This window comes from Corallococcus sp. bb12-1 (genome assembly GCF_026626765.1).
Lineage (GTDB): Bacteria > Myxococcota > Myxococcia > Myxococcales > Myxococcaceae > Corallococcus > Corallococcus terminator.
The window spans coordinates 430,120-451,833 of the sequence record NZ_JAPNJZ010000028.1; the positions used below are offsets into that span (position 1 = coordinate 430,120).

Here is a 21,714-nt window from a genome sequence, read left to right on the forward strand (position 1 = left end):
GGGCGAGCGGTCGTCACGGTGGCATCCCCTGGACGAAGGCACGAAGCGCGGCGCGGACACCGTGAGCAATCTTGCGGCAGGGCGGCGCGGCCGGGCGAGGGCCTGGGGAGACTGGAGATGCAGGAGCCGCATTCACGCTCCGCGAAGGGGCTCACGGGCAGCGAGAACCGCCTGTCGGTGGCGGAGTTCCTGCGTGCCCACCACGAGACGCTGCTGGAGGACTGGCAGCAGGCGGTGCTGGAGCACCTGTCGGGGAGGGCTCCGCCACGCGAGCCCTGGCTCATCGACCATCTGCCGGAGCTGCTCTCCTCGCTGGCGGACGCGGTGGAGCTCGGGCCGGAGGCCCTGGACGCGCGCCTGGATATGGCCCACGCCGCCGCGCGGCTGGACGAAGGCTTCGACCTGGGCGAGGTGGCCCAGGAGTACGCGCTCCTGCGCCGCTGCATCCTCCAGCGCCTGGAGGCGCAAGAGCTGCGGACGCGGACCGGTGACCTGACGCGGCTGGAGGAGGCGCTCGACCGGGTGGTGACCCGGACGATGGTGCTCTTCTGGGACATGAAGCAGCGCATCCTCCAGACGCTGGACCGCATGGCCGAGGCGACGCTGGACGACCCGGACATGGAGACGCTCCTGGAGCGCCTGCTTACCCGGATGATGGAGTCCACGCTCGCCGTGGACTCGGCGGCGGTGATGCTCCTGGAAGGCGACGAGCTGGTGGTGCGCGCCGCGGTGGGCCTGGGCAACCAGGAATTGAAGGGCCAGCGCGTCCCGGTGGAGCGCAGCATGGCGGCCCAGGCGGCCTCGCGGCACCAGCCCTTCTTCATCCGCTCGGCCGCCAGCGACCCTCGCGTCCTGCTGGAGCCCCTGCGCCAGCAGGACCTGCGCGCGCTGTACGGCGTGCCCCTGATGGAGGGCGACCGCCTGCTGGGCGTGACGTACATGGGTTCGCGCACGGCGTTCGCCTTCTCCGACGCGGACCTCGTGCTCTTCCGGGCCGTCGCGCAGCGGTCCTCGGCGCACATCGCGCGCACGGAGCTGCGCACGCAGGAGCGCGAGGCGCGGAAGGAGACGGAGCGGTCGCTGGCGCAACTGGATTCGCTCCTGGATGCCGCGCCCGTGGGCGTCGCGTTCCTGGACACACAGCTGCGCTACCTGCGCATCAACGACGTGCTCGCGAACCTCAACCGCAAGCCCGCGGAGGCGCACAAGGGCCGCATGCTGCGCGAGATGGTGCGCGATGGCGCCGGGGATCCCATCGAGCGCTCCCTGCGGCAGGTGCTGGACACCGGCCAGCCGGTGCAGGACGTGCTCATCGAAGGGCCGGACATGAAGCGGGGCGGCATCGGGTACTGGCGGGCGGACTACTTCCCGGTGCGCACCCCGGATGGCGTGCTGATGGGGGTGGGCAGCACGGTGGTGGACATCAACGACTACAAGCGCGCGGAGGCCGCGCTCCAGCAGGCCATCGACTTCCGCGAGGAGCTGCTCGCGGTGCTGGGGCACGACCTGCGCAACCCCCTGCACGCGGTGAACGCATCGGCCTTCATGCTGGGCCGCTTTGATGGACTGGACGCGACGTCGCGCCGGGCGGTGGACCGCATCCGCAAGGCGACGGCGCGGATGGGGCGGATGATCAACGACATCCTGGACTTCGCGCGCAGCCGCCTGGGCGGAGGCATCCCGGTGACGCCCCAGCACGTGAACATGGTGGAGCTGTGCCAGAGCGTGCTGGAGGAATTGCAGGCGGCGTACCCGGAGCGTCCCCTGCCCCTGAAAGCACCGGACGCGCCCCTGGAGGGACAGTGGGACCCGGACCGGGTGACGCAGGTGCTGGGCAACCTGGTGGTGAACGCGCTGCAACACGCGCGCAACGACACGCCGGTGGAGACGTCGCTCACCGACGAAGGCGTGGCCGTGGTGATGCGGGTGCACAACGAGGGGGACCCCATCCCGGAGCACCTGCTGCCGCGCCTGTTCGACCCCTTCAAGCCGTCACGCGTGCCGGAAGAGGGCAGCAAGCAGCGCAGCCTGGGCCTGGGGCTCTACATCGTGCATGAGATCGTCCAGATGCACGGCGGCAGCGTCCAGGTGGAGTCCACCCTGGAGCAGGGCACGACCTTCACCGTGCGCTGGCCCTGCGTCCCTCCACCCCGGGACCAACTGCCGCCGTGAGCCTTCAAGCCCCCATCAAGGCGTGGCCTTCGCGTCCGGCGCGGGGGCGATGGCCAGCGCGTGCACGGCCTCCGCGAGCAGGCTCGTGCTCATGTCCAGCGACTCCAGCGCGATGGACTCATCGGGGGCATGGCCGGTGTACGGCTCGTTGGGGAACGCGGGCCCGAAGTCCACGGCGCGAGGGAACAGCCGCGCGTAGGTGCCGCCCCGGATGGAGCCGGGCACGGCGCCCGGCGCGATGCGCTTGAAGATGTCCATCAGCGTCTGGACCAACGGACCGGACGTGTCCGCCACATGCGGGTCGCCCACGTAGCGGCCGCTGGACTCCTTCACCTGACCGCCCGAGTCCTCGCCCACGCGCTTCGCGGCCGCGTCCAGGCTCGCGTTGAACGCCGGAGCATCCCTGCCCTGCGGGCGGCGCATGTTGATGCCCAGCGACACGGCGCCGTCCTTCACGCGCAGCACGGTGGGCGCGACGAGCAGCGGGCCCATCAGCGTGTCCTGGTACGCGACGCCCAGCTTGTCGCCGTGGTGGTCGCCATCGAAGCGCTTCGCGACGACGCGCAACATCGCGGCGATGCCGTTGTCCTCCAATGACAGACGCGAGGCCACGGCGGACAGGTCCCAGAGCGCGTTATGGCCCTCGTCCGCGACGGACGAGTGCACGGCGTTGCCATGGGTGGTGAGCACGACGGTGGTGCCCACGCGCTTCACGTCCGCCTTGAGGTCCTTGCGCACGGGCTGTTCGGCGGCGATGGCGGCCTTCACCTGCGCGAGCACCGCCTCCGGCGTCTGGCCCTTCACGGCCGAAAGCTTCAGCGTCGCGGTGCCCGGCACCTGGGTGAGGAACTCGCCCGCGGTGACATCCACGGCGCGCGCGGTGGTGCCTTCCTTCGGCGTGGCGGCGGGGACTCCCACGGGGGCCTCCAGCGTCCACGCGACGAAGCCGGACTGCGCGGCCATCACCGGGTAGCCGGAGTCCACGGAGATGACGTGCGTGGGCTTGGGCTCGGTGTCGGCGTACTTCTTCATGCCGGACCAGTCGCTCTCCTCGCCGTTGCCGATGATGACGAGCACGCGGCCCTGGGGCTTCAAGCCCAGTTCCTTCGCCATCGCGAGCGCGACCAGCGCGGAGGCGATGGGCCCCTTGTCGTCCTCCACGCCCCGGCCGTACAGGCGCCCATCCTCCAGGACGGGCTTGAAGGGCGGGCGCTTCCATTCATGCGCGGCGGCGGGGACGACGTCGCCGTGGAAGACGAGCCCCAGCAGCGGCTCGCCCTCGCCCCAGGACAGCTCGAAGACGTCGCGCTCGCCCACGGTGCGGAAGGCGAAGCCGTGCTGCTTCGCCCACGTCGCCAGGTAGCGGCCCATGGCGGCCACCTCCGGGTTCTTGGCCGCGGGGGCCTCGCTGCTCACCGTCTTGAAGCGGACGAGTCCCTGCGTGAGGAACACCACGTCGTCCAGCGCGCAGGTCTGGATGTAGGCGGCGTAACGCTCCGCGGCGGACTTGCCCGGCAGGGCGGTGTCGGAGAAGCGGGCGGCACGGGCGGCGGGCTTGCCGGCGCAGCGCGGGTCCATGGCGGGGAGGGCGCGACCCGGGGGGTTGAGGGCACCGGCGAGGGCGGCGGTGGGCGCCAGGAGACAGAGGGCGGCGAGGAGGCAGGTGCGCATGGGAGTCCTTGAAAACCGTCCGCCGGGGCGGGCATTCCTGGTGGGACGGGGGGCGGGAGGGCGGGCGTGCGCCGGGCGTGAAAATCGGAGGGCGCGGGGCTAAAGCTAGAGCATGTTCTTCACGTCCCCGAAGAAGTCGAAGCTCCCCACTCCGCAGGAGGCGCTGCCGGGCCGTCCGCAGGAGATGCAGGTTCCCCCCAAGCACACCGTGCTGGGCACCCCGTTGAAGGGGCCGGTGCCGGAAGGCTTCGAAGAGGCTGTCTTCGGCATGGGCTGCTTCTGGGGGGTGGAGCGCAAGTTCTGGCAGGTGCCGGGCGTGTACACCACGGCGGTGGGCTACGCGGGCGGGCTGACGCCGAACCCCACGTACGAGGAGGTCTGCTCGGGCCTCACCGGCCACAACGAGGTGGTGCGCGTGGTGTACGACCCGAAGAAGGTGTCCTACGCGCAGCTCCTGAAGGTGTTCTGGGAGAACCACGACCCGACGCAGGGCATGCGCCAGGGCAACGACGCGGGCACCCAGTACCGCTCCGGCATCTACTACGCGAACGACGCCCAGAAGCGCGCCGCGGAGGAGACGCAGCGCACGTTCCAGGCGGCGCTGCACGCCAAGGGCCTGGGCGACATCACGACGGAGCTCCTGCCGGCGCCGGCCTTCTATTACGCCGAGGACTACCACCAGCAGTACCTGCAGAAGAACCCGGACGGCTACTGCGGCGTCGGGGGCACGGGCGTCAGTTGCCCCATTGGCGTCGGCGTCAGCGCCTGACGTGAAGCACGCGCCGTGAAGCAGGGCAGCGGCGCGGATCCACCTCACGGGTCCGCGCCCTCCCGCCACGCCACGGGCAGCAGGGGAACCCGGTGGTAGGGTCGCGTCCCCGTGAACACGCGCCTCGCCAGTCTGTCGGCAGTGGTCCTCGTCGGGCTCACCTTCGCGTTCGCCCTGCGCTTCGCCTCGGCACCCACGGCCCTGCCGGCCTCGGCTCCCGCGGAGGTGTTCTCCGCCGGGCGGGCCCGCGCGCACCTGGAGCACATCGCGGCGGTCCCGCACCCCGTTGGCTCGCGCGCACACCGCGAGGTGCGCGAGTACCTGCTGCGCGCCCTGCGCGAAGCGGGGGTGACGCCGGAGGTCCAGACGACCTCCGCCATCAACCCGAACCTGGGCACGGGCCGCTCCCTCCCGGGCGCCACGGTCCACAACGTGCTCGCCCACCTCAAGGGCGTGGAGGGAGGCAAGGCCGTCGCCATCGTCGCCCACTACGACTCCGTGCCCACCTCGCCCGGGGCCTCGGATGACGGGGCGGGCGTGGCGGCGATGCTCGAAACGCTGCGCGCGCTGCGCACCGGCCCTCCGCTTCGCAACGACATCCTCTTCGTCTTCACGGACGCGGAGGAGACGGGGCTCGTGGGCGCCAGGGCCTTCGCGCTCCAGCACCCGCTGGCGAAGCAGATCGCCGTCGTCCTCAACTTCGAGGCTCGCGGCTCGCGCGGTCCGTCGCTCATGTTCCAGACGAGTCCCGACAACCGCTGGCTCATCGAACACCTGGCGCGCTCCGGGGCACCCGTCCAGGCCAGCTCGCTCTTCGAAGAGACCTACCGGCAACTGCCCAACGACACGGACCTCAGCATCTTCCTGAGGGAGGGCACGCCGGGCCTCAACTTCGGCTTCATCGACGGGCTCATGCGCTACCACTCGAGCCTGGACGACCTGGCCCACCTGGACCCCGACAGCCTCCAGAATCACGGCGAGGTGATGCTCGCGCTCGCGCGACACCTGGGCCAGGACCCGCTGGAGCCCACCTCCACGGGGAGCGCCATCTACTTCAACGTCGGGCCCGTCCTCGTCCACCACGCGTCGTCCTGGGCGGTGCCCCTCGCGCTGCTGGCGCTCCTCGCCTGCGGGGCCGCCATCGCCGTGGGCCTGCGGCGGGGCGTGTTGCGCGCGCTCGGCGTCCTGAAGGGCCTGGGCGCGCTGCTCGCGACAACGGCGGGGAGCGTGGCGGTGATCCACGCCGCGTGGTGGCTCGTGCAGCTCATCGATGGGGGATTGAGGGCCCTGCCCCAACGCGACGCCTACCAGGGCCCGCTCTTCATCGCGGGACTGCTGGCGCTGACGCTCGCGGTGGTGGCGGGTTTCCAGGCCCTCTTCCTGCGCAAGGTGCGGCGGGCGGAGCTCGCGGCGGGTGCGCTCATCGCGTGGACGGTGCTGGGACTCGTCACCGCGTTCGTGGCGAGCGGCGTCAGCTACCTGTTCATCTGGCCGGTCGTCTTCGGCGCGCTGGGACTCGGGTGGCGGTGGCGTGAACCGGGGGAGACGCTGACCTCGCGCACTCGCATGGTGCTGGCCGCGAGCGCCATCCCCGGCCTGTTGTTGTGGGTGCCGCTGGTGCCCAACTTCTACGTCGCCCTGACGCTCTGGCTGGTGGCGGTGGTGACGGCGGTGGTCGCGCCCTGGCTGGCATTGCTCCTGGCCCAGACGGTCGCGGAGCCCGTGCGCCTGGGCCGGACGGTGGCGCCGCTGTCCCTGGCGCTGGCCGGAGTGCTGCTGGGCGTGGGCGTGGTCCAGGAGCGCTTCGACGCGGATACTCCGCGCCCCAGCAGCCTCGCCTACGTCCTCGACGTCACGAGCGGCGAGGCGTACTGGCTCTCCAGCGACTCCGAGCCGGACACCTGGGTCTCCCGCGTCCTCGGCGGCGAAGCCACGACACGCCGCATGGGCACCTACCTGCCCCTGTTGCCAAGGGACGTCCACGTGGCCCCCGCCCCGCTGCGGCCCCTCCTGGCGCCGGAGGTGCGGGTGGAGGACGACGAGACGCATGACGGACTGCGCCGGCTCACGCTGCGGGTGACCTCGCGCCGGCAGGCGCCCCAGCTCCAGCTTCAGCTTGGCGACGGCACGCCCCTGCGAGGCCTGTCCATCGCCGGCCACCGGCTGGAGCCCGAGGCCGTCACCCGCGTGCGCGAACGAGAGACGGCCACCGTCATCCAGTACTGGGACGCACCGCCCGAAGGCCTCGTGTTGGAGGTCTCCGTCCCCGCGGGCACCCGCGTGCGGCTGCGCGCATCGGACCTGCGCTTCGACCTCTCCGAAGCCCCCGGCGCGCCCGGAGACCAACGCCCCGCCGACACCATTCCCGTGCCCTTCTACTTCGGCGTCACGGACGAGACCCTGGTGAGCGGCGTCGGCGAATACTGAGACGGGACGCGGTCAGGGCCCAGGGGCGGCGCTTTCCCATGGATGACAGGGACAGCGCACTGAAGGTGCAGGCAAAACCTCCCCCATAGGTTGCGCAGCTTCAGTTCACCATCCCCATCATGAGGTATGGCCCTGAATGTGGCCGTGGGTCACCTCTGGCATTGCGGAGAAGATCACGAACAGACGTCGTCCGCGAAGCCAGACACCTGGCTCACTCGCAAGAGCGCTCAGTCACTCCGCAATACGTAAGCGTTCACGGGGGCCGACGGCCGCGAGCGTGGGCTGAGATTATGTGCCGGGCAGCAGCGAGGGCGCGGGAGTGCCGTGGAGATGGGCTTCGAGTGACGCCGTGAGAGAGTCGAGCACGTTGCGCTCCTGCTTCCTGAGGCTCATCACGGACGTGAGGATGCGCTCGACGAAGCGGCTGCCGTCCTCGCTCTGGGTGCCATAGCTTGTTTTGCGCCAGATGACCGCATGGCGCAGGTCCCTCTCGGCGAGGTTGTTGGTGGGCTCGACACCCTCGGCATGGACGAACGTCCAGAGGGCGTCCTTGAGCTTGAGGATTTCCCTGGCGGTGCCGACCACCGGCTTCGGGCACACGTCCGTGGCCTCCGCCAGGAGCCGCTCCACCTCTCGCATGAGAGGGCGCAACTTGCGCTGGAAGGTGGCGCGCGACAGCAGCCCATCGCGTGCCAGGTGCCACCATTCGAAGAGGACGAAGACTTCAGCCAGCAGCAACGCTCCCAGCCGTTTCGCCTCCCTGCCGCGTCGGCTTGACTTCGCAGCAGGCGTGCATTTCGGTGCGCGCCATGATCCCTTCATCCCCAACGCCCGGCTGGCCCGCCTGGGCCGAGAGCCTCCCCCCCGAGGAAGGCGAGCAGGTGCTTGCGACCGGGGGCCCGTGGTTCATGGCGTATTTCGCCACGGTCATGTTGTCCCTGGTGCTGCTGCCGACCGTGGTGGTTCCACTGTTGGCGGTCTGGTTCATCTGGGGACGGTCCGGAAAGTTCCTGCTCACGAGCCACCGCCTCATCTGGAAGCCGAATCTGGGCAAGACGGTCATCGCTCCTCGCGAGGCGCTGCGGACGTTGGAGATCAGCATCGGGACGCGATTCAGGAGCGTGCGTCTGCGGGGCGCGCAGAAGATTTCGATGCCATTGCTGTGGAAGTACAAGCAGCTCTGGGGTGGACTGGTCCTGCTCCAGCACTGGACACCGCCTGCCGCGACCACTTCAACCGCGGCCTTCCAGGTAGGCTCGGCGTGGCTCGTGTCCGGCCTCCATGTACAGCCTGGCGCGGTGGTGATTCAGCCGAACGCCGTTCGTTTCTTCCCGGCAGAGTCCTCCGCGAACGTTGCGTCGGAGACGGGCGCCGCGCTGGCCGGGCTGGCGTTGGGCGTCATGCACCGGACCCACCGGGCCCACTTTCCGGTGGAAGCCGCGCTGATGCTCGTTGCCAGGGCGAAGGCTGTCGAGCCCGAGCTCGACACGTTGAGCCACATCCTGCGGGGCGAGACCTGGCAGGGGCCACCCACCACACAAAAGCCCGCGGGAGCCGGACGCACGCGGATGACCTACCAGCAAGGCAGTCGCAAGTTGACGTTCATGATGCCTGCGACATGAAATGAGTTCATCCGGCTCGCCCTCGCCCTGATTACCCCAGCCGACGCCCAGGGCTACTTCCGCCACGCGGGCTACCATGCTCGCGTCGACTGAGGATCGGCGCTGTGCAGTGGCAAGAGCTCGCCCGTGGGGCCCGGCGTGGACCGAGTGTCAGGCGCATCGTAGAGAACCAGGAAGGGAGATTCGTTGATATGGCGCAACTCGTCTCCGGAATGAACCAGTCGTTGGATGGCTACGTCGACCACATGGCGTTTGCGCCAAGCCCCACCCTCTTTCGTCATTTCATCGAGCAGGTTCGCGGCCTGCAGGCGGTGTGTACGGTCGCCGCATGTACGAGGTGATGCGTTATTGGGACGAGGATCATCCTGAGTGGGACGCGGCGGAACGCGACTTCGCAACGGCTTGGCGGAGCCAAACGAAGTGGGTCGTGTCACGCACGCTGAAGTCCGTCGGCCCCAACGCCACCCTTGTCGCGAACGACCTCGAGGCGACAATCCGCCAAGTTGAAGGCTGAGCTTGATGGAGAGATTGACGTTGCAGGCCCGGACCTGGCGCGAAGCCTGACGGACCTCGGTCTCATTGATGAGTATCGAATCTACCTGCACACAGTCGTGCTTGGTTCCGGCAAGCCCTTCTTCGCCGGCCCTCGGCCGCCACTCCGCCTTGAAGCCAGCGAGCGAATGGACGAGGACGTGCTCAGGTTGGCGTACGTTCCCGCTGAGTCGCGCGACCCTCATGCGCACCGGCTTCGTGCGCTACAGCCAGGACAAGAGCCTTCGTCGTTCTACGGCAAAACCGCTTCTTCGATATCAGTTCGCCGTGCCCCGTCCTGGTGCTGCGTTGACCCGCCCGGGCCGCGCGGCAGGAGCGAGCGTCAGTTCTGGCTCTTGGGGAGCCTGACGGTTCTTCCTGCCCACCACCCTGTCGCGCATCTGCCGCTCGACATGGTTGTTGTCGAGGGGCACCTCGGGAGTGCGGAGGAAGACGGTCAGCCCGTCCCACAGCTTCAGCATGGACTCCAGGGCCTTGCGGAACGCGCTGCCGGGAGCGGCTCGCGGAGCCAGCGCCCACTGCCGGATGCGCTCCACGACGGGCGCGGAGTGCTGCTGGCGCACGGCGAGCCGTTGCGCGAGGGCGTACCAGCCGGGTAGGTCCGCCTCAATGGCATACAGCTCGCCGATGAGCTTCAGCACCTCTTCGCAAGCAGGAGCGAACTGCTTCGCCTCGAAGAATTTGCGGCGCACGTGCGCCCAGCAGAAGGCCAGCGTGGCTGGCGCGGGCCCGTCCGCCACCAGCCGCTTGGACAGGCGGAAGCGCCCGGTGCAAAGGGCGATGAAGCCCGTCAGGCGCGGACCGAAGTTGCCCTCGGGCACTCCCGCCGGCAGCGGTGCGCAGCGCCAGGCGCTACAGTCGGCGCACCAGCCCGCGTGCAACTCGTACTGCCTCACCTCGGGCACGATGCGCGGCAACTCCACCACCGGGTGGGCCCGAGGACGGAGGCTTCAAGGAGAAGCGACTACCGGACCTCGGCCTGGGCCGAAGCCACCGGGACCGGCACGGGACGGCCGGCCCAGGCGCGCTCCAGGTGCGGCGCGAGCTGACCGATGGCCATCAGCCCCGCCATGCGGAGGTCGGAGACGAACGACCAGAGCGGGTACTTGAAGCTCGCCGGACGGTTGTTCTCGACCTTGAAGTGGCTGAACCACGCGAAGCCATAGGCGGCCACCAGCGCGGCGGGAATCAGCGCCCCGCGCCCGGTGGCGGCGGCCGTCACGCCCAGGCACACGCCCAGGCTGGTCCCGGTGAAGTGCAGCCAGCGTGTCGACGCCCGCGAGTGCTCGCGCAGGTAGAACGGCCAGAATTCGGCATAGGTCTGGATGCGATCGGACATGAGGTGAAGTTGTGTCCAGACCCCGGCCTCCCGTCAACCCGCACCGGCATTCAGGATGCCAACTCCGACACCGGTCGGCCCCCGCGTCCCGGCAACCCGAGCGGACCCGTTGGCCGGAAGGCAGCCGGGCAGGCCTCGACGCAGCCCGTCGTTTTCGGCTCCCTCCAGAACAATCCGGTGTCGGCAGCGCGGGAGGCGCGGGGTGCGCGTGTCGTGAAAGACTGGGGTCCGCGCATGAACGACTGGACGCCCAAGCTGAACCCCACGGTGGACCTGCGGCGCCTTCCCCTGAACGCGGAGGAGGGCTTCGTGCTGTCGCGCCTGGACGGGCACACGCGGGCCCGGGACCTGCCCGCGCTCACGGGGCTGCCCCGGGAGCGGCTTCAGGACATCCTCGCGCGGCTCGTGACGCAGGGCGCGCTGCTCCCAGGCGCGGAGGCCGCTGCCGCCCCCGTGAACGCCGTGCGCCCGGAGCCTGCTCCCGAGCCATCGCTCGACGCCCGCGAGACGGATCCACTGCCGGACGCGGAAGCCTCCGAAGCGGGTGACGAGGACGCCGCGTCCGAGGAAGAGGTCCCCGAGGCCGTGCTGGGCAACTACCGCAAGCTCTTCGAGACGCGCCTGCACGCGCTGCCCGAGGACCAGCGGGTCGCGCTGGCGCACGGCGCGGAGGACCCGGAGCTGTCCGCGCTGTGCTTCGACCCGGTGCCCGCCGTCATCAAGGCCGCGCTGGAGAACCCGCGCGTGGGCCTCGCGCACGCGCGCCTCATCGCCCGGCACCACCGCAACCCGGTGGGACTGGAAGCGCTGGTGGCCCGAGCCGCCTTCGCGGCGGACACGGGCGTGCGCCGCTTCCTCGTGCGCAACCCGCAGCTCCCGGCGGCCCTCTTCCGCCGCATGTGGGCGCTGCGCCGGCTGATGGAACACCACAAGCTCACCGTGGACCGCGACGTGCCGGAGTCCACCCGCCGCACCGCGCGCGAGCTCTTGCGCCAGCGCTTCGCCACCGGCCCGTCCGAGGAGAAGGTGGAGCTCATCCTCAATACGGAGGGCCGCGCGCTGGGGGCGCTCGTGGGCATGCCGGTGGATGGCAGGACGACGTCGTTGCTGTGCGGCCGCACGTACCGTTCGCCGCTGCTCGTGCAGAACCTGGCGCGCTGGAGCGCCGCGCCGCCCGTGCTCGTCGCGCACCTGCTCAAGCAGGAACTGGTGCGCCGTCAGCCACAGCTCCGTGCGATGCTCGCGCGCCATCCCAATGCCCCCGCGGACGTGAAGCGCGCCTGAACAGGGTGTCATCTCATCCCAGAAGAATTTAAGCCGCTATCTATATGCATGACCCATGGCGGCGCTCACGCGCTTAACGCAAAATAGGCCAGCAGTGGAAAAAACACAGTAGACTGATCGAACACCGCACCAGAGCAAGCCGAGCCCGATTCACCCAGTAACCGAAGCCACATACCCGAACTACATCACCCTCACCGAAGACAACAGGATTAAAAATGAACGATCAACTGAGAGCAATGTTCCGCAAAGAGGAACTCGAACTAGCCGCAGCAATAGGAGCACAGGAAATCTCAACAAAAGACAAAATCACCTCCCTTTTTGAACAATTAAACGACCCGCTCCTCTCTGACGAGGACGTATCAATCCTTCTAGCACTCAGCGGAGCAAAGGGAGAAGTATCGAGCCTACTGGGCGAACTATGTGCGACCGGTCAACTGCAGAATTCCAACAAGACCCGCCGCCCTCTAGATCCAGAAACAATAACACTCTACCGCTCGACCAAGACAACCGCTTCTCGCCTAAAGTTAATTGCCACTGAAGCAAAACTCAATAACGGCAGCTCCAGATATCAATTAACCTGCAATGGGCGACTCATCAGATCCATTGCGCGGATCGACCGACTTGATGCGCTTGCCGGAACGGGCAACCAGCGGGATGAAATCCGGAGACATGTAAACGAAATCTCCACAGGCATTCGTTCAGGCACTCAAGTACCCAACTCCGTGCTGCTCGTGCTCTTATCTGAGCACGTCACACTAGAGGGCGAAGAGGAAACACCCACTTCGTTCATCGCAATCCGACCGCTCGATCAGTTTGTTGACACATTAGTCCCAGGAAACACCAACGATGTTGCACAATCCTTCCGCCTAGTCGAAATTGATTTCCCCTTTCGGAAGGCTGCCTTCGACGAAGAAAAGTCGGCGGTTCTGGTAGACGGCCAACAGCGAACTGCCGCACTTTCGCTAGTAGACCTAGATGCAATTCCTGCGTTCTCGCTGTCAGTCAACGCCATTGTCGCCGACGAATCAGAGGCCAAGAAGATATTCATGGTCTCCAATAGCACGGTAAAAATCGAAGCTCAGTTCTCTCGAGCCCTACTGGCTTCACTAGGCGAATCGCCTGGTTATCTTCGCGAAGAGCAAATCCGGGCTCAGGCAGCCAAGAAGCTAGCCCTCGACAACAAGGACTCCCCCTTCCTCGATCTTGTTCAATACCCTGGAATCAGGAAAGACAAAAGGCCGCCTATCGCCTACAACTCCATTTTCCAAATACTCACCACGTTCACGGATTCAAGCCTACGCATTGAGGACAATGCCGAACTGCTTGCAAGTGTTGTCGCCCGCAGCTTCAGCGCAGTGCGTAGCACCTGGCCTACCGCCTGGGCAAAGAAGCCAAGCGACTCAAGGCTCATGCATGGTGCAGGACTACGAGCAATGGCAAGCCTACTGGTCAACAAGCTCGAGCAATTTTACCCAGATCACGAAGGCAACATCGAATCTCCGGACCTCTGGAAAGCAGTGGAGCAAAGCCTCGGCCGACTAAAGAACACTGTCGTATGGACGTTGCCGGACACAGCCACATCAACAGCTCAAGCTAAAAACAACTACGTCAATGAAATCTCAAATCGCCAAAACACGAATCAAGACATCACGAAACTGGCAAATTTCCTAAAAAAAGAAAGTCTCGATCTCGACACAAAGGCAACAAAGGACACCCGGGCATCTAAGCCCAAGAACAAAGACCAATGAGCAGCGACCATTCGGCCCTCGCCCGTCTTGCGGAACAATGCCAAGAACTTGGAATCAGCCTAAACGATGCACTAACTGAAAAGACGCAAGAACTTGCCCTTCGAAGTTTTTGGCGGTGCCTGCCTAGCGACCGCATTAAGGAAGAGCAATTTCCAAGTTATGTGACCGAAGTTACAGGCAGATTGCCTAGCGACCTGCTCCTCGCCTTAATCAAAGAGACAAAGCGAGGCTCCCAAATCAGCGACCCGGACTACAGACTACTAGAGCGCAATCAAAACAGCCGATGCGCTCTCTGTGGGACAGTTCTTCTGGCCACTGTCAGCCCGCATGTGGACCATCGAATTCCCCTAGCGCTCGGCGGAAAGAACTCTCTCAGCAACCTCCAAATCCTCTGCCAGAACTGCAACCTAGGAAAAGGGGCTCTACTAAATTGGATGATGGGCTCTCCGTTCTTCGATGAGTGTCGCGGAGAACTCAGCAAACGGATGCGTTACTGTGTGCTTTCAAAGCACAACGGAACATGCATACATTCGGACTGCGAAGAGACGGCGAGAACAAGCGAACTATTCGCCATTCCGGTCGTTCCAGTCCAAAGAGGCGGGCGATTGATATTCGACAACCTCGTCTCAAATTGCGAGCAACACTACCATGATTATCAACAAAGACTTCTACTGGATGCCCAGGCAGGAGTGCGCAGGTTGCGCGCAGGCGTAACCCGATTCAGAACACGTTCGTCATAATTCTACAGCTATAGTTTGGAGCTGACTCTGCGGGCGAGGTAGCTCCCTGTGTCAGGGAAGCTGTCGCCTCGGCTGAGCGGCCGGGATGACCCCGCCTTGGGGGCGAGAGCAGGCTGGACGCAGTGCCGGAGGCGGTGGCGCAAGCCCCGGGCGAGTGGATGCCCTGGAACTACCAGCAGGCACTGGCCGCGGCGGACGCGCCGTCCGCGAACTGATTCGCTTAGACCTCCCGCCCCGAACAGAGCACGCCCGCTCACCTCCACTGTCTCGCGGCACGGCACCAGCGCTCCACGCCAGCCCCCAGTCTATCGCCCCCCCCCCGGCGGCACGCTCACGCACGCTCGTCGAAGGGACACCGTCTGCCGCGCCCTGATCCGCCGGCAATTCCCCGCGGCATGTCGTTGGCCGGACGGCTACTTTGCCACCACCTCCACCGCCGACTCCGTCGCAACAAGTGCTGTCGTCTCCAGCGCACCGGTAATCCCCGACAGCACGTCAATCCCCGACAGCACGTCGCTGACCGGACGGCTACCTCTTAATGCCTCGCGATTTTTTACGAGGCCCAGACAAGTCTTCAGCATGTGTCCGCGAAGCCGGAGAAGGGGCCGACCACACTTTGCTCTTGTATTGGATCATGAGGTAATTCGTCAGCAACTCAATGTCCTTCGAAGTATTCTGAACCTCATTCCACTTACGCTGCTGCCCTGGGCCAAAGTCCCAGAAGCCCGCTGTCCACCGGCAGAACTCTTTCAGGCCAACAAGGTCGGTTGCGAACTGAGCTGCAGTGGGATGTTTACGTTCACGGTAGCGGTCGCTGATCGCATCCATAATCAGCCCCATGCTGATGATTCCTGCGCCGTGCATAAGCCGGGACTTCTTCGGGGGTAGCCCCCATGCCGCCTTGAAAACCTCACTCACCGCAGCCCAGTAGGCATAGAGGGCGTTGAGCATCTGCTCAATGTCCGCTGTTGCCTCGTCCCCAGAGTTGAATCGGTACAGCACACCGTCATTCAGACTGTTCTCCAGCATTCGCAGGATGGAGTTGTCTTTGATAAGACCGTGGGGGTTCGTCGCAGTCTGGATCATTTTCTGAAGCGGCGATCCTTCTTCAAGGTTCATCCGTTCCAACAACTGGGCTGGCAGCCGACGCCGGTCCAACAAGGACGGCAATCTCGCGGTCGTCCCCGGTAGGAGCTCATAGATGAGCCCCTTGGGAAGCGGCTTCGTCGAGTTGACCAGGATGAACTGCTCTGTCTGCTGACCGACGTCATCCGTAATGAACGCCGTCATGCAGATGGGAAATCGTTCAATGTTGGCATCACGAATCGCAGCGAGTCGCTGCTGTCCGTCCACAATGAAGCCAGGTTTCCGATCATCCGCCATCTCCGCCTCGAAGGGGATCGTGAGAACGCCAGCTCGCGAGTAATCGGACGTGACGGCTTTGGAATCCGGTAGGAACTTCACCCGCGAATCGAACGCAACCACCAAGGCGTTCGGCACCATGGGCGAGTTGCTCTCCAGATAGGTGCGAATTTCATCGATGTGCGAGAGCACCTCAGGCCGCTGATAGCCTGACAAGACTCCATCGTCTTTACGTCGCACGCGAGAGATCGTTGCAAACTGCGGAACCAGTTTTCCATCAACAGCAAATGTATACAGCGTCTTTCCTTGGGACTGTTTGACCTCAATCGCTGGGAGCTTCAACTCTTTTGGCATGTGTTTCCTGTATCGGGCTGCGACGCTCAGGCCGCGCTTCCCTGCCCAAACCCGAGTTTCTTCTCGAGTTGCTGGTAGAAATTCCAGACATTGTGAAAGCCGCGGCGGCGATTTCGCTCAGCACCACGGAAGATTATGACGTGATGGCGCAGTTCATGGCACACTTCGCATGGACATTTGCGCCAGGGAGCGTCCGTCAGTGTTTGACGGTACGCTGCCTCATGGCCCTTCTTGGAGTCCGGATCGTAGAAGCGTTCGTACTCCATCAACACCGCCAAAGCCTGCTCGACGGTCCGACGTCCCTCATCGAAAAGCTTCATGACCTCAAGGCAAGCCTTTTCAAGTTTCCGGGCCACATCTTGGGACACCGCACCAGAAGAAACCTTCCGCTGCAGTAAGGGATTGCCTTCAACCTGGGGAATCCGAATCGCGGTGTAACTTGCCCCAGGAGTATAATAATTATCCTTCCCATCCTTGAACGCCTGCCTCAGCGGCGATGTACTGTCGAAGGATGTGATCCCCAGTCGGGCAAAGGTCTTCAGGTGTTCAGGCCGGCTAATGCCCAGCAGATGGAACTGAACTCCCGGCTTTCGGATCTCATGAATGGCCTCCAGACATGCGATGATCTCATTCGTTTTGAGCGGGACCATCCCCCCCAATGCAATAGAGCGATAGCCCATCTTCTGGAGGGCCCTGACTGAATCTGCATAGGACAGAGGGCTCCACCCCTGAGCAACCCCCACAGGCTCAAAGGAATAGCCCCCCGCCTTATGCTTCTGCAGAAACTCCTTTGCGAGGCGCAAGGTTAGTTCTCGTCGCTCGCGCAGTTCCTCTGAAACGAGGTCTCTCAAGGCACCTGGAGCATCCGCCTCTGGCTTGAACAGCAGGATGATATGGTCCAGAGAAACACCGTAGTCGAACTGGCAGTTGCCGTAGAACTCAAGAACCTCTTCAACAGAGTAGGGTGGAACTTCCTCCTTTACATAGGTGAACGCTCCACAGTCACCCATGATGGAGAGCTTCTTGGGCGCTTGGTCAATACGGAAGAATTCCGGCGCACCCAACCGCAGCAATCGGTGTCGCTGAGCAAGGGTGTATCGACTTCCCAGCGCGCCGTAACCATCCACGATCCCCTTGGAAACCAAGAAGCCGTCAAACGGCGTCGATGAGAAAACCTCATGGGCATAGAGGTCATCCCGCTGCCGCTTTCGCGTCGTCGAACGACGTTCACGTTCAAAATCGAAGCTGGGGTCAATAAGGTCTTGGCTGTCGGGGAAGAAGAACTTCATGCTGCTGTCCGCCGGTTGTTCGTGTACGCACGAATAAGAACGTTCGAGAGCAGACGAAGGTGCTGAGGAGTGTTCTGGATCTGGTTCCAGGCCAGACCCGATTCCTCCCAAGTTCCCTCAGTCCATCTGCATACCTGCCGAATTTGACGGAGTTCCGCCTTGACCAACCGCGGGGCGCGCACCCCATTGATGTCAATGTTGCTCATGACCTTGTCCATCAAGCGCCCCATCGCGCAGATGCCAGTTCCATGCATCAACCGACTCCGAGAAGGAGGACGTCCCCATGCCTCTGGAAAGACCTCCTTCACTGCGGTCCAAAACAGAATCAGCAACTTGCGCACTGAATCGAAGTCGGTTTCCTCAGTAGCAACGTTCCGATAGGGAAATAGGCACCCTGTCAGGTTTGTTAGGCTGTCCTTGATCATCGTCACCACCGCAGTGTCGGCAATGATGGCACTACGACGAGCCTCCGCATCCATCGAATTCCGTCGGATGAGGCCCTTGAAGGGCGACTCCGGATCCCGGTTCATCAAGTCGCAGAGAGCTGCTGGGGCCTTACGTGCAGCCAGGTTCGGAGGCAGCAAGGTCCAGACTTCCGGCAGCAGCTCGGTAATGAGCCCCCTTGGAAGTGGCTTGGTGCTGTTGACCCGCAGGAACTGGTCTCTCTGCAAATCAACTTCGTCCGCGACGAAGGCATTGACTGGAACAAGCAGGTCCTGGCGCCGGCACTGTGACAGGGCCAATGCCCTTTGTTGACCGTCAACGATCCAAGCGGGACGGGCCTGCCCTTGCTTGGGCAAGGGAATACTGAGCATCCCGGCTTCGGCCCAGCCATCGTCCATGCGTGGCCCCCTCACCTTCTTGAAAGTGACTGAAGATGAGAGTGCAAGGATGATGGAGTTGGGGAAAATGACCTCTTCGCCGTTGAGGTATTCCGTGATGTTACGAACGTGTTGCTTCACCTTGGGCCGTTGGTAACCAAGAAGACGGCCTTCAGCGTCCCGAGACACACGTGACACTTCAGCCACCGCTTGCAACTCCTTCGCGCTCAGCGCGAACAGATATAGCGGATGCTGTGGCGTCTGGATCACCCGAATGGCACGTCGCTCGATGACTTCACGTTTTGCTCTCTTCATGGGTTCTCCTGAACTTGAACGAAGAGATTCTTGAAACGGTGTTGCTCACACGCGAAGTGCTGTGCTCGCATTTGCCTCAAGGCCGTACTCCACGATTTCGTGCCCTGGGCCATCACCTGCCGGATGAACGCGCGCACATTGTCATCGGTCATCGTCTTGCGATTGTATTGACGAAGCGGTGCACTCTTCTTGATGAATTGCTGGTACTTCTTTTGAACTTCAACGGCATTCAACTGCTTTCCTTGCGATGCCAGAAGAATCTCGCGAGCGACTCGGGCGTGAAGACCCAATCGGGAACCACCCAGCCGCTCCTGATGGTGAGCGCTCGATGGAATCCAATGCGGTGCCAGGGCACCTTTGGCCAATGGTGCAGGTGAGGACACCAGCAACAGTCGCTCCGCATGACGAAGACTCCCTGCCGCGCGAGCGAGGTCATCCGCGAGTGCGGTAATATAGAGTGGAGAGGCTACGACCAGGATGCTGGCTTGCGGCTGCTCTCGAGCCAACTGGTCAACGGTGCGGGGTTGGTGAGGCACAGGCCCGGCATGATCGGCCAACGTCCTCCACCAGTCTTGAAGCTGTGCGGCAGTGTCCCTGCCCTCGGAGCCGCACACTACGGAGTCCGCCTGTCCTCGAGCAAAGGTCGCTGAGTAGGGCCGGACTGGGGCTTCTTCTGGAATGAGCCCGTACCCTGCGGAGGCAATCCATAGACTGGGGTTGAAACCGCTCTCACGTGCAACAGCGGCAAGTCCGAGCACGACGCTCCAATGTTCACCAGCATAGAGTTGATTGGCTGGTCCTCTAGAGTGCTCGTGAGCCTGGAGTCGCTGCCACCACGCGCGTGCACGTGCTTCGGTTCCAGAGGCCTGAATTCTGCGCAAGTGGAGCGTCTCGGGCACCAGGAAGTGCTTGCGGTCCGTACAACTCGCGATGATGTGTAGAGCTTTCCCCATGGAGCCACTTGCCTCAGGGAATTCCCAGCACCTTGTGCATCTGGATCCCCAACCGCCATCTCGGGTGCTCCAGGCAGTACTCGAGGGCCGCTTGCGTATTCCGTATGCGGTCCGGTCCATCCATGGGCTGAAGGATGAGATGGGCGAAACCAAGCCCTTCAAAGCGCTCTGGCTCGAAACCGGATTGCGGAAAGACGAGCTTCAACTCATTGCCCGTACGCTGCACCAGTTCGCTGCCCGACTTCGGGCTCACACAGATCCAGTCCACTTCCGGGGGGACGGGCCGCGTTCCATTGGTTTCCACTGCGACGAGGAATCCTTGGGCATGCAGTGCATCCACCAGCGGTCGATCGAGCTGCAGAAGGGGTTCCCCGCCGGTGCACACCACCATGGGCTGAGCGGTCGAGCGGTCTTGCGGCCATGCCCCAGCGACGGCATCCGCCAGAACTTCCGCTGAGACAAATCGCCCTCCGCCTGGACCGTTCGTTCCCACAAACTGGGTGTCACACCAGCGAGAGCATCCGCCCGGGCCACGTTCCCGGTCTCGTTCGAGGCCGCTCCACAGGTTGCATCCGGCGAAGCGGAGGAACACAGCAGCACGGCCTGCCTGAGCGCCTTCGCCCTGCAACGTGTAGAAAAGCTCCTTGACCGCGTAGCTCACGGAGCAGGCTCCCGAGCATTCTTCGCCGCCTTGCGGACCACGTTCCTCTTCCTCCGCGCTCTAGAAACTGCAAGGCGCCCTGATGTACCTCGCACGCAGTTATTGCTCCGCGTAGCTTCCCGTTTCTGCATCATGCCTTCTACGGTTCGCACGTCGAATAAGCGAGCGGGGGCCTCTACCAGAATCCGATGATTCCCAGTGGAATTAGCGGTCCCAACGGGAACCATGCGCTGCGGTTTCACGGAGAGAGCTGCCGGATCGCACGGGAACTGGTTCCTAGCGAAAGTCGAGTGAGCGCCAGCCTCGGAAAGAAGGCCGCGCTTCTCGGCAAAAATACCGCGTGCTGGGTTCCAACTCCCTACTGAATCCACCAGGTGAAGAACTGAAGCGAACCCATCCGCCCCCAGTCCCACCATGACGTCTTGACTACTGCTGTAGTCATGGCGTATCCCTTCGTGACTACAACTGTAGCCAAGAGGGTGCCGTGCACAGATCGCCGAGCGGATGGCCGGAGCGTGACGGACAGTGGTGGCTCCCGGTGCTGCGGGACGCGCTGGGGTGGCTGGTGGCGCTCCAGCTCCTCTTGGCGCTGATCTGGGTGGGGCCGCTGCATCCGACGCGGCTTCCCGTCTCCCTGGAGGCGCTGCGCACCCGCGCACGCCAGGCCCAGGTGCTCTTCAAGGCCGCCGCCACCGTGCGCCACCACGCCCTCCCCTTCATGCGCTTGGAGCTGGAGGCCTGGTGGCTCAAGGTTTCCGGGCGGTGATGAGCGGCTGGTAGAAGCCGCTCTCCTCCGGCGAGTACCAGCGCGGATCCACCAGCCCCGCCTGCGTGAGCGCGCGCTCCAATTCCAGGCGCTCCAGCAGCCGGTAGACGCCGGTGTGTTCGGTGGTGTGCCAGACGCCGGACTCCTGGCGCAGGATGAACTGGCGCACCGTGTACTGCCGGTCGTCCACCGCCCAATCCCAGACCTGGAAGAGGACGCGGCGGCCCAGCGGCGTATCCAGCACCCGCTCCGCCGTGAAGCGCGGCCGCTTCTCCAGCAGCGCGGCGTTGTCGCGCAGGCTCGCCACCAGCAGTCCGCCGGGCACCAGCCGCGACGCCATCGCGTTCGCCGCGTCCTGCAGGTCCGAGTCCTCCAGCAGGTGCGCGAGCGCGTTGTCACACGCCATCACCACGTCGAACGTCTCCGGCACCTGCCAGTCCAACATGCGCAGGTCGGCCACGCCCGTGGTGATGCTCACGTGCATGGCGCGCGCTTCCCGCTCCGCGCGGGCCACCGCTGAAGGACTCAGGTCCGTGGCATGCACCCCGAAGCCCCGCGCCGCGAGCCCCAGCGCCTGCGTCCCGATGCCGCACGCGCAGTCCAGCACCCGGCGCGGAGGCGGCGCGCCCGAACGGCGCAACAGCGCGTCCAGCACCGCGCCCTGCCGCTCCACCGACTGCTCCCAGTCCGCGAAGAGCAGGTGGTACTCCTCGGCCAGCCCTTCGTAGAAGTCCAGGACGCTGTCAGGCATGACGGCCTCCTCCTTAACACCCTCCCACGTCCCGTCACGCTCGCGGACGCGGAGCGTTGGCTGGCGGGCGGGCCCACGCTCGTGGTGTGGGCGGACGCACCGACTTCCACGGGTTTTC

18 protein-coding genes and 1 pseudogene are annotated in these 21,714 nt (G+C 64.6%); 9 read left to right on the forward strand and 10 right to left on the reverse strand.

The features are described 5' to 3' along the window. Positions 1-117: 117 nt before the first annotated feature. A complete protein-coding gene (locus OV208_RS35675) occupies positions 118-2,172 on the forward strand; it encodes an ATP-binding protein (protein WP_267578396.1) in 2,055 nt (684 codons plus the stop codon). 15 nt (positions 2,173-2,187) lie between these two features. On the opposite strand, the gene OV208_RS35680 is transcribed toward OV208_RS35675, so the two are convergent. Continuing rightward, entirely contained in the window at positions 2,188-3,843 is a 1,656-nt protein-coding gene (locus OV208_RS35680) for a Sapep family Mn(2+)-dependent dipeptidase (protein WP_267578397.1), read from the reverse strand. A 112-nt stretch (positions 3,844-3,955) separates the two neighbouring features. Between OV208_RS35680 and msrA the strand changes: the two genes are divergently transcribed. Together msrA and OV208_RS35690 are read left to right on the forward strand one after the other, a co-directional pair. After that, positions 3,956-4,612: a peptide-methionine (S)-S-oxide reductase MsrA gene (msrA, locus tag OV208_RS35685; protein WP_267578398.1), complete on the forward strand. Its 657-nt coding sequence runs from the start codon at positions 3,956-3,958 to the stop codon at positions 4,610-4,612. A gap of 111 nt (positions 4,613-4,723) precedes the next feature. Next, positions 4,724-7,039 (forward strand): M20/M25/M40 family metallo-hydrolase, encoded by a 2,316-nt coding sequence (locus OV208_RS35690; RefSeq protein WP_267578399.1) that lies wholly within the window; start codon positions 4,724-4,726, stop codon positions 7,037-7,039. Between the two features lie 288 nt (positions 7,040-7,327). Here OV208_RS35690 and OV208_RS35695 read toward each other — a convergent pair whose 3' ends face one another. Continuing rightward, complete coding sequence (locus OV208_RS35695) at positions 7,328-7,777, reverse strand: IS66 family transposase (RefSeq protein WP_420715077.1); 450 nt, start codon at positions 7,775-7,777, stop codon at positions 7,328-7,330. Positions 7,778-7,839: 62 nt separating this feature from the next. Between OV208_RS35695 and OV208_RS35700 the strand changes: the two genes are divergently transcribed. Both OV208_RS35700 and OV208_RS41440 read left to right on the forward strand, forming a co-directional pair. Further along, a complete protein-coding gene (locus OV208_RS35700) occupies positions 7,840-8,661 on the forward strand; it encodes a hypothetical protein (protein WP_267578401.1) in 822 nt (273 codons plus the stop codon). Between the two features lie 503 nt (positions 8,662-9,164). Further along, positions 9,165-9,347, forward strand: a pseudogene (locus tag OV208_RS41440) (dihydrofolate reductase family protein); the annotation flags it as partial. 123 nt (positions 9,348-9,470) lie between these two features. Here OV208_RS41440 and OV208_RS35705 read toward each other — a convergent pair. After that, positions 9,471-10,118, reverse strand: coding sequence for an IS66 family transposase (locus OV208_RS35705; protein WP_267578402.1), 648 nt, complete (start codon positions 10,116-10,118; stop codon positions 9,471-9,473). A 59-nt stretch (positions 10,119-10,177) separates the two neighbouring features. Further along, complete coding sequence (locus OV208_RS35710) at positions 10,178-10,552, reverse strand: DUF962 domain-containing protein (protein WP_267578403.1); 375 nt, start codon at positions 10,550-10,552, stop codon at positions 10,178-10,180. 234 nt (positions 10,553-10,786) lie between these two features. On the opposite strand from OV208_RS35710, the gene OV208_RS35715 reads away from it, so the two are divergent. The 3 genes from OV208_RS35715 (at position 10,787) to OV208_RS41445 (ending at position 14,324) form a co-directional block, all read left to right on the forward strand. Then, a complete protein-coding gene (locus OV208_RS35715) occupies positions 10,787-11,836 on the forward strand; it encodes a hypothetical protein (protein WP_267578404.1) in 1,050 nt (349 codons plus the stop codon). Between the two features lie 215 nt (positions 11,837-12,051). Then, a complete protein-coding gene (locus OV208_RS35720; RefSeq protein ID WP_267578405.1) occupies positions 12,052-13,584 on the forward strand; it encodes a DGQHR domain-containing protein in 1,533 nt (510 codons plus the stop codon). After that, the gene (locus OV208_RS41445; RefSeq protein WP_420715078.1) at positions 13,581-14,324 is read left to right on the forward strand and encodes an HNH endonuclease; all 744 of its coding nucleotides are present in this window, start codon (positions 13,581-13,583) and stop codon (positions 14,322-14,324) included. The genes OV208_RS35720 and OV208_RS41445 overlap by 4 nt, the downstream gene beginning before the upstream one ends. Positions 14,325-14,852: 528 nt before the next feature. Here OV208_RS41445 and dbpB (OV208_RS35725) read toward each other — a convergent pair. The 5 genes from dbpB (OV208_RS35725) to queE form a co-directional block, all read right to left on the reverse strand. Further along, positions 14,853-16,040 carry a DGQHR domain-containing protein DpdB gene (dbpB, locus tag OV208_RS35725; protein WP_267578406.1) on the reverse strand — a complete coding sequence of 396 codons (1,188 nt, stop codon included), beginning with the start codon at positions 16,038-16,040 and terminating at the stop codon, positions 14,853-14,855. A gap of 26 nt (positions 16,041-16,066) precedes the next feature. After that, on the reverse strand, positions 16,067-17,329 hold the full coding sequence (gene dpdA, locus OV208_RS35730) for a tRNA-guanine transglycosylase DpdA (RefSeq protein WP_267578407.1): 1,263 nt from the start codon (positions 17,327-17,329) through the stop codon (positions 16,067-16,069). Further along, positions 17,326-18,465 carry a DGQHR domain-containing protein DpdB gene (dbpB, locus tag OV208_RS35735; RefSeq protein ID WP_267578408.1) on the reverse strand — a complete coding sequence of 380 codons (1,140 nt, stop codon included), beginning with the start codon at positions 18,463-18,465 and terminating at the stop codon, positions 17,326-17,328. The genes dpdA and dbpB (OV208_RS35735) overlap by 4 nt, the downstream gene beginning before the upstream one ends. After that, positions 18,462-19,022 carry a hypothetical protein gene (locus OV208_RS35740; RefSeq protein WP_267578409.1) on the reverse strand — a complete coding sequence of 187 codons (561 nt, stop codon included), beginning with the start codon at positions 19,020-19,022 and terminating at the stop codon, positions 18,462-18,464. Before OV208_RS35740 ends, dbpB (OV208_RS35735) begins: the two co-directional genes overlap by 4 nt. A gap of 409 nt (positions 19,023-19,431) precedes the next feature. Beyond that, positions 19,432-20,079 carry a 7-carboxy-7-deazaguanine synthase gene (gene queE, locus OV208_RS35745; protein ID WP_267578410.1) on the reverse strand — a complete coding sequence of 216 codons (648 nt, stop codon included), beginning with the start codon at positions 20,077-20,079 and terminating at the stop codon, positions 19,432-19,434. Between the two features lie 484 nt (positions 20,080-20,563). On the opposite strand from queE, the gene OV208_RS35750 reads away from it, so the two are divergent. After that, positions 20,564-20,845 (forward strand): hypothetical protein, encoded by a 282-nt coding sequence (locus OV208_RS35750; protein WP_267578411.1) that lies wholly within the window; start codon positions 20,564-20,566, stop codon positions 20,843-20,845. Here the strand turns inward: OV208_RS35750 and OV208_RS35755 are convergent. Beyond that, positions 20,826-21,596 carry a class I SAM-dependent methyltransferase gene (locus tag OV208_RS35755; RefSeq protein ID WP_267578412.1) on the reverse strand — a complete coding sequence of 257 codons (771 nt, stop codon included), beginning with the start codon at positions 21,594-21,596 and terminating at the stop codon, positions 20,826-20,828. The two genes, OV208_RS35750 and OV208_RS35755, sit on opposite strands and share 20 nt — an antisense overlap. Between the last annotated feature and the right edge of the window lie 118 nt (positions 21,597-21,714).

Bases quoted from the DNA above. Each gene is read 5' to 3' on its own strand.
- msrA (WP_267578398.1), top strand. From the start codon at position 3,956: ATGTTCTTCACGTCCCCGAAGAAGTCGAAGCTCCCCACTCCGCAGGAG.
- OV208_RS35710 (WP_267578403.1), bottom strand. From the start codon at position 10,552: ATGTCCGATCGCATCCAGACCTATGCCGAATTCTGGCCGTTCTACCTG.
- OV208_RS35680 (WP_267578397.1), bottom strand. From the start codon at position 3,843: ATGCGCACCTGCCTCCTCGCCGCCCTCTGTCTCCTGGCGCCCACCGCC.
- OV208_RS35675 (WP_267578396.1), top strand. From the start codon at position 118: ATGCAGGAGCCGCATTCACGCTCCGCGAAGGGGCTCACGGGCAGCGAG.
- dbpB (WP_267578406.1), bottom strand. From the start codon at position 16,040: ATGCCAAAAGAGTTGAAGCTCCCAGCGATTGAGGTCAAACAGTCCCAA.
- OV208_RS41445 (WP_420715078.1), top strand. From the start codon at position 13,581: ATGAGCAGCGACCATTCGGCCCTCGCCCGTCTTGCGGAACAATGCCAA.
- dpdA (WP_267578407.1), bottom strand. From the start codon at position 17,329: ATGAAGTTCTTCTTCCCCGACAGCCAAGACCTTATTGACCCCAGCTTC.
- OV208_RS35720 (WP_267578405.1), top strand. From the start codon at position 12,052: ATGAACGATCAACTGAGAGCAATGTTCCGCAAAGAGGAACTCGAACTA.
- OV208_RS35715 (WP_267578404.1), top strand. From the start codon at position 10,787: ATGAACGACTGGACGCCCAAGCTGAACCCCACGGTGGACCTGCGGCGC.
- dbpB (WP_267578408.1), bottom strand. From the start codon at position 18,465: ATGAAGAGAGCAAAACGTGAAGTCATCGAGCGACGTGCCATTCGGGTG.
- OV208_RS35755 (WP_267578412.1), bottom strand. From the start codon at position 21,596: ATGCCTGACAGCGTCCTGGACTTCTACGAAGGGCTGGCCGAGGAGTAC.